We start from the raw sequence: 13,557 nt of genomic DNA, 5'->3' as shown, positions 1-13,557 counted from the left end.
ATGGCAAACGTGTTGAAAGAACGGATAAATTTAAAGGAAATCAATTGCGAGAAGGAATTGACACTTGCAGTTATCGGCGGCAAATGGAAGCTGATCATTCTGTGGCATCTGGGTCTTGAGGGGACTAAGCGGTTCAGCGAGCTGAAGAAGAGAATCCCGTCCATCACTCAAAAAATGCTGACCAATCAGCTTCGCGAACTGGAAGACGATCAATTGGTCGACCGCAAAGTGTATGCGGAGGTACCGCCGCGCGTCGAATATTCGCTGACGCCGTATGGGGAGAGCTTAATGCCGATTCTGCAGATGATGTACAGCTGGGGCAAAGATTATGGGGAGAAGGTTGTATGGAAGTAATGATAAGGAAGAAGATTGATGAGGGGGAGTCCCGGAATGACATCCTATGTTAATCAGCCAAACGGCGTATTTCCGTCGGTCTGTTCCCTGGATTGCCCAGATCAGTGCGGTCTTCTGATTCATAAGGAAGCGGGGAGAATCACGAAGATCGAGGGGGATCCGAGCCACCCTGTCACAGAGGGCGCCATATGCAATAAGGTCCGGAATATGACGGAGCGGATCTATGATTCGAAGCGGCTGCGCTATCCGCTGAGGCGGATCGGCAGGAAAGGCGAAGGGCGCTTCGAACGAATTTCATGGGAAGAAGCGGTGGGGACGATTACGTCGAATTGGAAAGCGTTGATCGCTGCGGAAGCCGCTGAGGCTATTCTTCCCTACAGCTTCTACGGAAATATGGGCCGCATCGGCACGGAAGGGATGGACCGCCGTTTCTTCAACCGGCTTGGTGCAAGCCGATTGCAATATACGATATGCGAAGCGGCCGGATCGGAAGGCTACGGCTATACCATGGGCGGCAGCTTCGGGACCGATCCGGAGGATACCGTACATGCGAAGTTCATCATCATGTGGGGCATTAATGCGGTCAGCACGAACATGCACCAGGTTACACTTGCGGAGAAAGCGCGGAAGAATGGCGCGCAGATTGTCGTGATCGATGTGCATAAGAATCAGACCGGCCGCTGGGCGGACTGGTTTATCCCGATCAAACCGGGCACCGATTCGGCGCTCGCTCTTGGTATGATGCATATTTTGTTTGCGGAGGAGATGGTGGACGAGGAGTTCCTTCGTGAATATACGGTTGGCCATGAGGAGCTGCGTGAGCATGTCCGCCAGTATGACCCGGCCGTTGTATCAGCGATTACGGGCGTCTCCCAGGAAGACTTATACCGTCTGGCACGGTTATATGGACAGACGTCTCCTTCCTTCATCCGCATCGGCAACGGCCTGCAGCATCATGACAACGGCGGAATGAACGTGCGGACGATCAGCTGTCTGCCTGCTTTGACGGGCCAGTGGCTGCGGCGGGGCGGAGGAGCGATCAAAGGGAACGGTGCCTACCTCAGCCATAATTCTGCTGCTCTGCAGCGGCCGGACCTGCTTAAGACGAAGACGCGCAGGTTCAATATGAACCTGCTGGGCCAGACGCTATTAGATACGGAGCCTCCGATCCGTTCGCTCTATGTGTACAATTCGAATCCGGCCATCGTTGCGCCGCATGCGAATAAGGTGAGGCAGGGGTTGGAACGGGAGGATCTGTTTACAGTCGTCCATGACCTGTTCCTGACCGAGACGGCCAAGTATGCGGATATTGTGCTGCCGGCTACTTCTTCTTTTGAAAATACGGATTTGTACCATTCGTACTGGCATCATTACATTCAAATTCAGCAGCCGGTTGTGGAGCCTTATGAAGAAAGCCGGTCCAATACGGAGGTCTTTCGCTTATTGGCGGATGCGATGGGCTTTGAGGATCAGCCGCTCAAGGATACGGATGAGGATCTGATTCGGCAGGCGCTCGATTACCCCGCGAACCCAAGCTTAGAGGGCATCACCTATGAATTACTGGCGGAGAAGCAGTATGCGAAGGGGAGAACGAAGCCACTCTTTCCCGGCAGGTTAAGAACCCCGAGCGGGAAGATCGAGCTCTATTCCGCAACAATGAAGCGCAGAGGGCACCCGCCGCTGCCTACGTATACACCATTGGTAGAGGACGGGGATCTGCCTTTCTTATTCATTCCCGCACCGAACCATAACTTCCTGAATTCCACATTCGCTCTGAACGAGAAGCATATTCGGCTGGAGAAAATGCCGCGGCTGCATATGAATGCAGCGGATGCAGCTGAGCGCGGAATTGCCAGCGGGGATATGGTGCGAATCTCGAACCTGCGGGGCGAATGCGAGCTTACCGCTGCCGTCGGAGAGGACGTCCTGCCGGGCGTCGTCGTCAGTCAAGGCTTATGGGCGGACGCGGCCGGAGGCAAGCGCACGGTCAACGCCCTTACCCCGGACCGTATTGCAGACATGGGCGGAGGCGCCGTCTTCTTCTCCGGACGGGTACAGGTGGAACGAATATAAGGCGAGAAGCACAAAAAAGACACGGATCCATCATCGGATCTGTGTCTTTTTTGTATACCGTGCACGGCTCGTTATTGTTTAGGGATAAATTCGAATATTTTACCTGTTTCCAGCGATTCGATCAGCTTCAGAAGCCACTTGTAATACTCGATGGCTTGTGTAATCTTGGACTCGTCCGATTCGAGAATACTGCGGAGTTTCCCGTTTCCTTCTACACTTGCTTGCAGATCCCGAATTTCATTGAGCGACCTTGAGAGGGCGGTCATGTTGCTCTCCACGGCTTTACGCCACTTGAGAGAGAAGTAGTCGGTGAAATTCTGGTGCCAATCCGGAACAGCTTCGTAAAGGTCCTTCCGTGACCCTTTGCCCCATACCTTCTCGATCATCTTCAAATCCATCAAGGTTCTGACTCCCGTGCTCATCGACGTCTTGCTCATTCCCATAGACTCGCTCAGCTCGTCCAAGGTGACAGGCCCGTTATTGAAATACATATGACCGTATAAGTGCCCGATTGACAACGTAATGCCGTATAAATCCATGTTTTTGCCGATGGTGTCGATTACGCGTTCACGGTTTTTTTGAATTTTAATGGCGTGCTCGGCCGATATGTCTGATAGATCGTTCATGAAGTTCCCTCCCGAGGAATGGGGTTCGTCAGCTGCAAACCTCTATTCTGTATTGTAAGCATATCTGATCCGGGAAGTAAAGAACGCAATATGTAAGGAAGTGTATGGAATACAGAGTATTCAGTACATATAGTACGTAAAGTTTAAACTGTACGTACAAAATAAACAGATTATAGTCTTTGACCCCTATGAGCAAGGAACGTTAAGCTGGTTAGACCGAGCAAGAACCTAGTGAAAAATCATATTTAGAGGAGGTCCGTATGTCAATATTGGAGGTCAAACAGTTGACCAAAGTGTTCGGCCCTGATCCCAAACGGGCGCTGTCCCTGCTGAATCAAGGCTGGTCCAAAGAGAAAATATTGAAGGAGCATAAGCTCACTGTCGGCGTGAATCAGACGAATTTCACAATCGAACAAGGTGAAATTTTCGTTATTATGGGTCTTTCTGGAAGCGGGAAGTCAACGCTGGTGCGGCTGTTGAACCGTCTGATCGAACCGACCGCAGGAGCGGTGCTCTTCAACGGGATGGACGTGCTGCGCATGAACCCGGAGCAGCTGCGCCAATTCCGCCGGAAAAATATCGGTATGGTCTTTCAAAAATTCGGTTTATTCCCGCACCGTACCGTATTGCAGAATGCGGAATATGGTCTTGAAATACAAGGCGTTGATAAGAAAACGAGGACCGAGCTTGCGATGAATGCGCTCAAGCTGGTCGGCTTGAACGGATGGGAAAGCAGCCGGCCGGACCAACTGAGCGGGGGGATGCAGCAGCGTGTGGGTCTTGCCCGTGTGCTGGCGAACGACCCTGATATTTTGCTCATGGATGAAGCCTTCAGCGCATTGGATCCGCTAATCCGCAAAGATATGCAGCATGAGCTGCTTCAGCTGCAGGCCAAGATGAAGAAAACGATTGTGTTCATCACGCATGATTTGGATGAGGCGCTGCGAATCGGCGACCGGATCGCACTTATGAAGGACGGCGCGATCGTCCAGATCGGTACCCCCGAAGAAATCCTCATTCAACCTGCCAACAAATATGTAGAGCGTTTTGTGGAAGATGTTGATTTATCGAAGGTGCTGACTGCCGCTCATGTGATGCGCAAGCCCGAGACCATTACGCTGGAGCGCGGACCGCGTGTTGCCCTGCAGCTTATGCGGGACAGCGGCGTATCCAGCTTGTATGTGATGGATAAAGGGATGAAGCTGCTCGGCGTCGTCACAGCCGAGGATGCAGCTCAGGCGATCAAGGAGCTGAAGCCGCTGGAAGCGGTCATGCAGGTTGACGTTCCGACGATTCTCCCGGGCACGCTGCTCAATGAGCTGTTCGACATGATGAGCACAACGAAATTGCCGGTGTCCGTCGTTGACGAGCAGGGCATCTTGAAGGGCATCGTCATTAAGGGAGCCGTTCTATCCGCTCTCGCGGGGAATGCCATACCGGAAGCAGGTGAGGTCGTATGAGTCTGCCGAAGCTGCCGCTGGGCGAATGGATTGAATCACTGGAGGATTGGTTGACAGGCAACCTCAGGCCGTTGTTTGACACGATCAAGGCCATTATTGGAGCAATGGTAGGATCGCTGGAATTTGTATTGACCGCGGTTCCCACTCTATTGCTGATTGTTCTGATCACCGCACTCGCTTACTGGATTGGACGCTGGAAAATCGCTTTGTTCGCCTTCATAGGGCTGTTATTGATCGACAACTTAGGATTCTGGTCACAGTCCATGCAGTCGTTAGCCCTGGTGCTGACTGCCTCCATATTATCGATTGTTATTGGCGTGCCGATCGGGATCGCATGTGCGCGAAATAATGCCGTGCGCAATACGGTAACGCCGATATTGGATTTCATGCAGACGATGCCGGCTTTCGTTTATCTGCTCCCAGCGGTTTCCTTCTTCTCGTTAGGGGTTGTGCCGGGCGTCATCGCCTCGATTATTTTCGCCATACCGCCGACGATTCGCCTGACGAATCTTGGCATTCGCCAAGTGCCGGAAGAGCTTGTGGAAGCGGCTGATGCGTTCGGTTCCACACCGGGCCAGAAGCTGTTTAAGCTTCAGCTCCCGATCGCGATGCCGTCTATTATGGCGGGTATCAACCAGACGATTATGCTCTCGCTGTCGATGGTCGTTATTTCGTCCATGATCGGTGCACAGGGGGTCGGGGCTTACGTATATCGGGCCGTAACGCAGGCAAAAACCGGTATCGGCTTCGAGGCTGGTATTGCGATCGTCATTATGGCCATTTTGCTGGATCGCTTAACGCAGAACGTATTTAAAAAGAAATAATCACAAACCATAAGGAGTGTTATTGTATTGAAGAAATGGAGTCTATTGATTAGTGCTGTACTTGTCGTTGCTGTTCTCGCAGGTTGTTCGAATGGATCGTCATCGTCCTCTAAGAAGATTAAGCTGGCATACGTCGCCTGGGATTCGGAAATTGCCAGCACCTATGTCGTGAAAGAAGTGCTGGAGAAGAAGCTGGACTATAAAGTAGAGCTGCTGCAGGTTGATGCAGGTCCGATGTGGGCAGGCATTGCCGATGGCAGTGCGGATGCCATGGTAGCTGCCTGGCTGCCGAGCACGCATGCCTCATATGTAGAGAAATATAAAGCAGATGTCGAAGATTTGGGGCCGAACCTGGATGGCACCAAGACCGGACTTGCCGTTCCCGCGTATATGGACATTGCAACGATCGATGATTTGAAGAAGGATGAGATGGCCAAATCGCTTAACAATCAGATTATCGGCATCGAACCCGGTGCGGGCATTATGATGGCGACTGAGAAGGCGATGTCGGATTACGGTTTGGATTCATATACGCTTGTAGAGAGCTCTTCCGCGGCGATGGCGCAGGAGCTGCAGAAGGCTTATGACGAGAAGCGTCCGATCGTGATTACCGGCTGGACGCCGCATTGGATGTTCGCCAAGATGGACCTGAAATATTTGGACGATCCGAAGGGCACTTACGGAGGCGCGGAGCAGATTCATACAATTGCTCGCAAAGGTCTGAAGGATGATCAGCCGTCGGCGCATCTCTTCTTGGATCAATTCGAGTGGACGCCAGAGGATATGGCTGCCGTCATGGTTGAGATCCAAGACGGAGCATCCCCTGAGGATGCCGCCAGCAAATGGGTTAATGATCATGGCGACAAGGTTAATCAATGGCTGAAGGGCAATGAATAATTCCCTATGACAGCTTAAGGGTATGAACCGGACCTTGTATGCTACAATGTTGTAAAACCAAACAAGCAGGTGATCCGGTGGGCGCCTGAAGAGATGATTGCTGCTTGCGGCTGGAACAAATACATTCATAGGTGGAAGCTGTCGGCAAGCAGGGTGCGAGATAAGAAGACTTGCATCTGTTAAGAAAAAGTGAAAGCTGCACATGTAAGGAAGGGTAAGGGGTGTCTACGATGCGTTTTTGTCGTGGACACTCCTCTTTTTATGGAGAAATTTAATTTCATTAGAGCAAATAGAAGGAATTTCCAACAAAAAAGCGAATATACATTCGCATGACAGTCTGACGGACAGTGAAGAGCGAAGCGGAGCGGCTGTAACGGCAAGCTGTTGAGAAAGCACTCATTCCAGTAGAGGAGGCATTTCTTTGGGAAAACTGGTCAAATTGTTGGTTGGAACGAATAAAGGCGTATTTATCTATTCGTCCGACAAGGACAGGCGGCAGTGGAAGCTTGAGGGCCCTTATTTGAATGGCTGGGAGGCTTACAGCGTGTTTGGTGACAGCCGTAATGGAAGGCAGCGCATCTATGCCGGTACATCTCATGCGGCATATGGGGCGACCATTCGCGTCAGCGACGACATGGGAGAAACGTGGACCCAAATTGTGGAAGGACCGAAGTATTCGCAAGAGAGCGGATTTTCGCTAAGCCGGATCTGGCAGATTGCTCCGGGGGCCCCATCGGAGCCGGACACGCTGTATGCAGGTGTCGAGGAGGCGGGACTGTTCGTCAGTCGGGATAGCGGACAAACATGGCGGGAGCTTGACGGTCTGACCAAGCACCCGTCCAGACCGGGATGGTACCCGGGAGCAGGGGGAATGTGCTTGCACACGATATTGGTGGACCCGCACAACCCGAGAAGGCTGTGGACAGCGATGTCGGCCGTTGGCGTGTTTCGATCCGAGGATGGTGGTGAAACGTGGGAGACATGCAATCAAGGATTGGCGCGCGTACCTACGGGCCAGCCTTTTCAAGAGGTGGGCTACTGCATTCATAAGATGGCGTGCGACCCATCCAATCCGAATACGCTGTACATGCAGGAGCATTGCGGTGTATTCAAATCCGAGGATGCGGGCAGCTCGTGGTATCCAATCGAGGAAGGGTTAACGATGCGCGAAGGGGACAGTCCCTTTGGATTCCCGATCTGTGTCTCGCCGACGGGCGATCTGTTCCTGATTCCGCTGGAGAGCTCGGAGCAGCGTACGATGAAGGACGGCAAGATGCTCGTCTATCGCCGGAATCGCGACGAGCCTTCCTGGCAGCCCGTTGGAGACGTTGTGCCCGAGGAGCAGCGGCATGTCAGCGTATTGAGAGATGCGATGGAAGTTGACCAACTGGACCCTTATGGACTCTATTTCGGCACGACCTCGGGAGAGGTGTATTGCTCACTTGACCGGGGCGTGAATTGGATGCGGCTGCCCGGTCAGCTTTCCCGGATTTTGTCCGTCAAGACATGGATCGTGGACGACGGACATGAGGATTGATATTGTCGTGCCGTTTCTTTTGGCTGATTGTACAGGCGGGAAGAGCGGGTTTTCATTGGAAGCGGACACGCTGGAGGAGGCTATTCAAGGATTGTTTGCCGAATATCCCCTGCTCCGTCACCATGTGTACAATGAAGAAGGCCAGATTCGCCAGCATGTGCTCCTATATTACAACGATGAGAACATCGAATGGCTGGACAATCGCCAGATTCCGCTTCAGACGGGGGATCGGCTGCTTGTTCTGCAGGCTGTATCCGGCGGTTGAACCAGCGGCGTTGACAATACTGCGCATTCTGCGGCGGCTGCATTCCGGTAATTCACCGGAGTGCGGCCGCCTTTCTTAGTTCTCGTAACCAATCAAGCGACGCAATCCAGGGGCTGTAGTTGAGACTGCACATGTATGAAAGTAGAGATTGCAGATGTAGATATAGATGCAGATGCAGGTCAGGTGGCAGCTCCCGGCAGGGGGGCGTGGAAGAGAAGAATCCGTTATAATGGTTACAGTTAAGTGATGACAAGACATGAGCGTCCGGGAGGATTTGTATTGACTGTATTACTACATATGGAGCAGGTAACGAAGCATCGGCAGGACGATACATCCAAGATATTATTCGAGCAGGTAACGGCTCAGGTCGCAGCGGGGCAGCAGGTAGCGCTGCTCGGCGTATCCGGGCAGGGGAAGAGCACCCTGCTCCGTATATTGGCCCGTTTGGAGCGATGGGATGGGGGAGACATCGCACTGCATTCGAAACCGAGCGCGGCATGGAAACCAAGAGAGTGGCGGAGGAAGGTTTGTTATGTGGCGCAGCAAGCCGTTATGCTCCCAGGAACGGTGGAGCAGAATTTACGGACCGCAAGCGAGCTGCATGGGTTGACCTTCGATGAAGCGTTGGCCAGACGCTGCATGGGAGCAGTTGGGCTCGGTGAGGTGGATTGGCGGAAGCCGGCTGCCGATTTATCCGGAGGGGAGAAGCAGCGGGCGGCCCTCGTGCGGGCCATGCTGCTCAGTCCCGATATCCTGCTGCTCGACGAGGTTACGGCCTCGCTCGACCCAGGCAGTAAGCGTCTCGTGGAACGCTGGTTAACCGAATGGGCGAAGCAGGAAGAGAAAAGGCGCTGGTCTGGGTGACGCATGATCTGGAGCAAGCAAGGCAAGTCAGCGATACGGTCTGGTTTATGGCAGAAGGTAAGCTGCTTGAACATTGCGATACCGCTGTTTTTTTCGACAGACCGGCTACGGATCAGGCACGCAGCTACATCAAGCAGTCACGCAATGAAGAGGAGAGCGTCTAATGTCTAATCTTGCTTTATTGTGTACGCTTGTCTTTGTCGCGGTGACGATGTTTCTATCCATCCGGCGGAAGCTTGGCCTGGAGAAGGAAATTGCGGTCGGGACGATCAGGTCGGCGCTCCAGCTGTTGTTTATTGGGTATATTTTGCATTTTATATTTAACACGGAGCATCCCTTATTCATCATCCTTATTATTGCTGCCATGATCATCATTGCCTCGTGGAATGCCGGACAACGCTCTGCACAAATCCCGGGTATCCGACTCCGGATTGCTATCACGTTGTTTTGTACAGAAGCAATCACCATGGGGCTGCTCCTTGGTCTTCGTATTATTGAACCGACACCTCAGTTCATCATTCCGGTCAGCGGTATTACGATTGGAAGCTCGATGATCGTAGCGGGGCTCTTCTTGAATCAGATGAACCGGGAGATGGAGGCTTCCCGGGGAGAGATCGAAACGCTCCTGTCGCTCGGGGCTACACTGAAGCAAGCGATCCAAGGCGCGATCAAGCGAGCGGTGCGCGCAAGCATGATTCCAACCTTCGACGGGATGAAGACGACCGGTCTCGTTCAACTTCCCGGTATGATGACGGGTATGATTGTAGCGGGAGCGGATCCGATCGAAGCGGTACGCTATCAAATACTGATTATGTTCGTCCTCTCCTCCGCGGCGACAATGACAGCTATTCTTCTTGGCGCGATCAGCTATCGCTTATGGTTTACGAAAGATGAACGATTGCGGTAAGCGGGAATGGAAATTAAGGCGCGTTTTTGGAATATGGTCATGTTTGACCCTTCAGCTGCTTAAATTGTTGTAGAACGATTATTTGTGGACTGAAGGAGGGCCAGCACGCATGATGGAAGCGTTCCGGAACGAACCGTTTACCGATTTTTCCGTAGTGAGCCATAAGCAAGCGTTCTTAGCCGCGTTGTCGGGAGTGCAGGCGGAGTTAGGCCGGGAGTATGGGCCGATTATTGGGGGCAGGAAGGTGACAACCGGGCACAAGTCGAATTCGGTCAATCCTGCCGATACAGAGCAGATCGTAGGTGTCGTGGAGCAGGCGGATCAGGAGCTCGCGGAGCAAGCGATTCTGGCAGCAGCCGGCGCCTTCGAAACGTGGAAGCAGGTTACCCCTGCGGCTAGAGCGCGCTATCTCTATAAAGCAGCGGCCATCCTGCGTCGGCGGAAGCATGAATTTTCCGCATGGATGGTTGTCGAAGCGGGCAAAAGCTGGGTGGAAGCCGATGTTGATACGGCAGAAGCGATCGACTTCATGGAATATTATGGACGCGAAGCGGAAAGGCTTGCTGAGCGCCAGCCGCTGGTACGTATCACGGGAGAAGACAACGAGCTTGTCTATATTCCCCTTGGCGTTGGGGTGGTCATTCCGCCTTGGAACTTTCCGCTGGCTATTCTTGCGGGTATGACGACCTCCGCGATTGTGTGCGGGAATACCGTCGTACTGAAGCCGGCAAGCGCTGCACCGGTTATTGCGTCAAAGTTTATGGAGCTGCTCACAGAAGCGGGCCTCCCAGCAGGGGTTGTCAATTATTTGCCGGGTCCGGGAGGCGAGGTGGGTGATTATTTAGTGGACCACCCGCTAACCCGATTCATCAGCTTTACCGGTTCCCGTGAAGTGGGGCTCCGCATTAATGAACGGGCGGCAAAGGCGAACGCAGGCCAACGATGGATCAAGCGTGTCATTGCCGAAATGGGGGGGAAAGATACGATCGTCGTCGACAGCGACTGCGATCTCGACCAAGCTGCCGAAGCGATTACGCTCTCGGCTTTTGGCTTCTCCGGTCAGAAGTGTTCGGCATGCTCCCGAGCGATCGTGCTTGAAGAAGTATACGATGTCGTACTGGAGAAAGTGGCGGCACGAGCGAGTCAATTGACTCTGGGACAGCCGGTTGAGGCGTCTACCTATATGGGGCCTGTCATTGACGATAAGGCTTTTGCTAAAATATTGTCCTATATCGAGATCGGACGCAGCGAAGGCCGTCTTGTGACTGGCGGGGAGAAGGGCGATCCAAGGGGGTATTTTATCGAACCGACGGTTATTGCTGATGTAACACCGACGGCAAGGGTCGCCCAGGAGGAAATATTCGGCCCGGTTGTCGCGTTCCTGAAAGCACGCTCGTTCGAGGAAGCGATCGAGTATGCGAACAATACGGAGTATGGCCTGACAGGTGCGGTCTTTTCCCGCAACCGCATGCATCTGGAGCTTGCGCGCGAACGGTTCCATGTGGGGAATTTATATTTCAACCGCAAATGCACGGGAGCGCTCGTCGGCGTTCATCCATTCGGCGGATTTAACATGTCCGGCACCGATTCCAAGGCGGGCGGGCGTGATTATCTGCTGCTCTTCAGCCAAGCGAAGGTCGTTTCCGAGCGGTTATAAGGAGGGTTCACAAGCATGAAAAAGCGGGTTCACAAGGAAAATATGGTTAAAAAATGAAACGAACGAGGCCTTTTCTCGTAATTACTCCCATACGCACGTTTTTGAGAGGGGATAAGCTATGTTGCATGGTGTACCGAAGCCGGAGCAGGGGCCTCCGAACCAGATGCCGCCAGGGCTGATCAAGAAAATTGTAATCGGGGTGCTGATCGCGGCTTTACTGGGATGGGGCAGTACGATGTTCTATACCGTCCAAGAGCAGGAGAAGGCTGCCATTCTTACTTTCGGGAAATACACAGGGGAGAGCGAGGCCGGCCTTGGATTCAAATGGCCGTATCCAATTCAACAAATTATTAAGGTGCCTGCCAATTTGACTCAGCGGATTTATATCGGCTACCGGCAGGAAGGCAATACGATTACACCGGTCGATGAAGAAGCGATGATGATTACCGGGGATGAGAATATCGTGTCTGCTGACGCTGTCGTACAGTGGAAAATAAGCGATATTCGCAATTACTTGTACAACATCGATAATGCCGAACAGTTTTTGCGTAACTCGGCAAGCTCGGCGATACGCTCCGTAATTGGAGCTTCCAAGCTGGATTATGCCATTACGGACGGGAAGACCGAAATCCAAACCAAGGTCTACGAGAAGCTGTTGGAGCTTCATCAGAAATATGAGACGGGTATTCATATCATTGATATTAAGTTCCAAGACATCGAACCGCCTAGCGGCCAGGTCGAGGAAGCCTTCCGCGAGGTCACCAACGCCCGCGAGGAGAAGAACACGAAGATTAACAATGCAGCCAAATACGAGAATGACCGGATCCCGAAAGCAAGAGGCGAAGCGCAGGCATTAATTGAGAATGCAGAGGCGCAGAAGAAATCCCGGATATTGAACGCTCAAGGTGACGTGGCCAAATTTAATGCGATCTATGCACAATATGTCGCCAGTCCAGCGGTTACCGAAAGCCGCTTGATCTTGGAGACGATGGAGAAAATATTGCCGAACGCGCGTATCTTTATTTCGGATTCATCTGGAGATACCGTCAAGTATTTGCCGATTAACGAGCTTCTGCGCGGCGGAAGTGGTTCGTCAGCGACGGCACAGCCGAATGCCGGCGGACAAGGCGCGCAAGGAGGGACTGCAAAATGAAGAAGTGGACATACGGATCTATTGCCATCATAATCGTCGCAGTGATTATCGTGTTTGGCTCCGCCTTCGTTGTCAAGGAAGGCGAATACAAGGTCGTGCTTAAATTCGGTGAGGCTGTTCGGGTCATTGAAGAGCCGGGCATTAGCTTTAAAATCCCGTTTATTGAAACCCTCACAACACTTCCGAAGTACCAAATGTCCTATGACAGTAAACCAACATCCATTCTGACCAAGGACAAGAAGCCGATTATCGTCGATAACTATACGGTATGGCGGATTACGGATGTGGAGCGGTTCTTGAAGTCCGTGCAGACCGTTAGCTCCGGTGTGCAGCGGATTGATGAAGCGGTGTACAACACGGTGCGCCGCAAGCTGTCTGAGATTAACTATGACAACATTATTAGCGAGAATACCGAACGTGGTAACATCAATGATGAAATTACGAAAGACATTGCTTCCGCGCTGGAACGCGATAATTACGGCATTAAGATCATCGATGTGCGGATCAAGCGGACTGACCTGCCAGAAGGCAACAAGCAGAGCGTATATAACCGTATGATATCGGACCGTCAATCCATCGCAGCCCGTTATCTCTCTGAGGGCGATGAGGAATCCCGGAAAATTACATCCAAAGCCGACCGCGCGGCCGTCGAGTTGATTGCCCAAGCAGAAGCGGATGCGAAGAAAATCGTGGCTCAAGGCGAGGGAGAAGCGGCTAAGATTTATAATGATGCCTATGGCAAAAACCCGCAATTCTACAGCCTCTATCGTACGTTGGAGAGCTATGTCACCACGATGAAGAACGAGCCGGTAATTATGCTGCCGATCGATTCGCCGTATGCGAAGATATTGCTGGGTAAATAATTCTGATCGAGTAACCATAAGGAACGGCACCCGCGGGTGCCGTTCTTTGTCGTTCTCATGCGTATGTGTGATGAATA

General features: G+C 52.5%; 14 protein-coding genes. 13 read left to right on the top strand and 1 reads right to left on the bottom strand.

Annotated features, from left to right (window positions below; all coding sequences use genetic code 11):
- On the top strand, positions 1 to 354 hold the full coding sequence (locus NNL21_RS09475; RefSeq protein WP_204817339.1) for a winged helix-turn-helix transcriptional regulator: 354 nt from the start codon (positions 1 to 3) through the stop codon (positions 352 to 354).
- 36 nt (positions 355 to 390) lie between these two features.
- Complete coding sequence (locus tag NNL21_RS09470) at positions 391 to 2,427, top strand: molybdopterin oxidoreductase family protein (protein WP_204817341.1); 2,037 nt, start codon at positions 391 to 393, stop codon at positions 2,425 to 2,427.
- A 71-nt stretch (positions 2,428 to 2,498) separates the two neighbouring features.
- On the opposite strand, the gene NNL21_RS09465 is transcribed toward NNL21_RS09470, so the two are convergent.
- Positions 2,499 to 3,053, bottom strand: coding sequence for a GbsR/MarR family transcriptional regulator (locus NNL21_RS09465; RefSeq protein ID WP_204817343.1), 555 nt, complete (start codon positions 3,051 to 3,053; stop codon positions 2,499 to 2,501).
- A gap of 260 nt (positions 3,054 to 3,313) precedes the next feature.
- On the opposite strand from NNL21_RS09465, the gene NNL21_RS09460 reads away from it, so the two are divergent.
- The 11 genes from NNL21_RS09460 (at position 3,314) to hflC (ending at position 13,480) form a co-directional block, all read left to right on the top strand.
- Positions 3,314 to 4,513: a quaternary amine ABC transporter ATP-binding protein gene (locus NNL21_RS09460; RefSeq protein WP_204817345.1), complete on the top strand. Its 1,200-nt coding sequence runs from the start codon at positions 3,314 to 3,316 to the stop codon at positions 4,511 to 4,513.
- Positions 4,510 to 5,337: an ABC transporter permease gene (locus NNL21_RS09455; protein WP_204817348.1), complete on the top strand. Its 828-nt coding sequence runs from the start codon at positions 4,510 to 4,512 to the stop codon at positions 5,335 to 5,337. Before NNL21_RS09460 ends, NNL21_RS09455 begins: the two co-directional genes overlap by 4 nt.
- Before the next feature lie 21 nt (positions 5,338 to 5,358).
- Positions 5,359 to 6,234, top strand: coding sequence for a glycine betaine ABC transporter substrate-binding protein (locus NNL21_RS09450; RefSeq protein ID WP_373567547.1), 876 nt, complete (start codon positions 5,359 to 5,361; stop codon positions 6,232 to 6,234).
- 421 nt (positions 6,235 to 6,655) lie between these two features.
- Positions 6,656 to 7,771: a WD40/YVTN/BNR-like repeat-containing protein gene (locus NNL21_RS09445; protein ID WP_204817353.1), complete on the top strand. Its 1,116-nt coding sequence runs from the start codon at positions 6,656 to 6,658 to the stop codon at positions 7,769 to 7,771.
- Entirely contained in the window at positions 7,761 to 8,036 is a 276-nt protein-coding gene (locus tag NNL21_RS09440; RefSeq protein ID WP_204817355.1) for a MoaD/ThiS family protein, read from the top strand. Before NNL21_RS09445 ends, NNL21_RS09440 begins: the two co-directional genes overlap by 11 nt.
- A gap of 279 nt (positions 8,037 to 8,315) precedes the next feature.
- Complete coding sequence (locus tag NNL21_RS09435; RefSeq protein WP_256555134.1) at positions 8,316 to 8,900, top strand: ABC transporter ATP-binding protein; 585 nt, start codon at positions 8,316 to 8,318, stop codon at positions 8,898 to 8,900.
- Entirely contained in the window at positions 8,897 to 9,064 is a 168-nt protein-coding gene (locus NNL21_RS09430) for a hypothetical protein (protein WP_256555133.1), read from the top strand. Before NNL21_RS09435 ends, NNL21_RS09430 begins: the two co-directional genes overlap by 4 nt.
- On the top strand, positions 9,064 to 9,807 hold the full coding sequence (locus NNL21_RS09425) for an ABC transporter permease (RefSeq protein WP_204817357.1): 744 nt from the start codon (positions 9,064 to 9,066) through the stop codon (positions 9,805 to 9,807). Before NNL21_RS09430 ends, NNL21_RS09425 begins: the two co-directional genes overlap by 1 nt.
- Positions 9,808 to 9,916: 109 nt before the next feature.
- Complete coding sequence (gene pruA, locus NNL21_RS09420) at positions 9,917 to 11,464, top strand: L-glutamate gamma-semialdehyde dehydrogenase (protein ID WP_204817359.1); 1,548 nt, start codon at positions 9,917 to 9,919, stop codon at positions 11,462 to 11,464.
- Between the two features lie 118 nt (positions 11,465 to 11,582).
- Positions 11,583 to 12,617 carry an FtsH protease activity modulator HflK gene (gene hflK, locus NNL21_RS09415; protein WP_204817361.1) on the top strand — a complete coding sequence of 345 codons (1,035 nt, stop codon included), beginning with the start codon at positions 11,583 to 11,585 and terminating at the stop codon, positions 12,615 to 12,617.
- Positions 12,614 to 13,480 carry a protease modulator HflC gene (gene hflC / locus NNL21_RS09410; RefSeq protein WP_204817363.1) on the top strand — a complete coding sequence of 289 codons (867 nt, stop codon included), beginning with the start codon at positions 12,614 to 12,616 and terminating at the stop codon, positions 13,478 to 13,480. Before hflK ends, hflC begins: the two co-directional genes overlap by 4 nt.
- Positions 13,481 to 13,557 lie beyond the last annotated feature (77 nt).

The sequence above is a fragment of the Paenibacillus mendelii genome, from assembly GCF_024498075.1.
Lineage (GTDB): Bacteria > Bacillota > Bacilli > Paenibacillales > Paenibacillaceae > Paenibacillus_Z > Paenibacillus_Z mendelii.
Note: the sequence above shows the minus strand (reverse complement) of the source record. Positions and strands in the feature narration are given on the sequence as shown.

Excerpts from the sequence above, each read along its gene's own strand:
- NNL21_RS09475 (WP_204817339.1), top strand. The coding sequence starts at position 1 with ATGGCAAACGTGTTGAAAGAACGGATAAATTTAAAGGAAATCAATTGC.
- NNL21_RS09470 (WP_204817341.1), top strand. The coding sequence starts at position 391 with ATGACATCCTATGTTAATCAGCCAAACGGCGTATTTCCGTCGGTCTGT.
- NNL21_RS09465 (WP_204817343.1), bottom strand. The coding sequence starts at position 3,053 with ATGAACGATCTATCAGACATATCGGCCGAGCACGCCATTAAAATTCAA.
- NNL21_RS09460 (WP_204817345.1), top strand. The coding sequence starts at position 3,314 with ATGTCAATATTGGAGGTCAAACAGTTGACCAAAGTGTTCGGCCCTGAT.
- NNL21_RS09455 (WP_204817348.1), top strand. The coding sequence starts at position 4,510 with ATGAGTCTGCCGAAGCTGCCGCTGGGCGAATGGATTGAATCACTGGAG.
- NNL21_RS09440 (WP_204817355.1), top strand. The coding sequence starts at position 7,761 with ATGAGGATTGATATTGTCGTGCCGTTTCTTTTGGCTGATTGTACAGGC.
- NNL21_RS09425 (WP_204817357.1), top strand. The coding sequence starts at position 9,064 with ATGTCTAATCTTGCTTTATTGTGTACGCTTGTCTTTGTCGCGGTGACG.
- pruA (WP_204817359.1), top strand. The coding sequence starts at position 9,917 with ATGATGGAAGCGTTCCGGAACGAACCGTTTACCGATTTTTCCGTAGTG.
- hflK (WP_204817361.1), top strand. The coding sequence starts at position 11,583 with ATGTTGCATGGTGTACCGAAGCCGGAGCAGGGGCCTCCGAACCAGATG.
- hflC (WP_204817363.1), top strand. The coding sequence starts at position 12,614 with ATGAAGAAGTGGACATACGGATCTATTGCCATCATAATCGTCGCAGTG.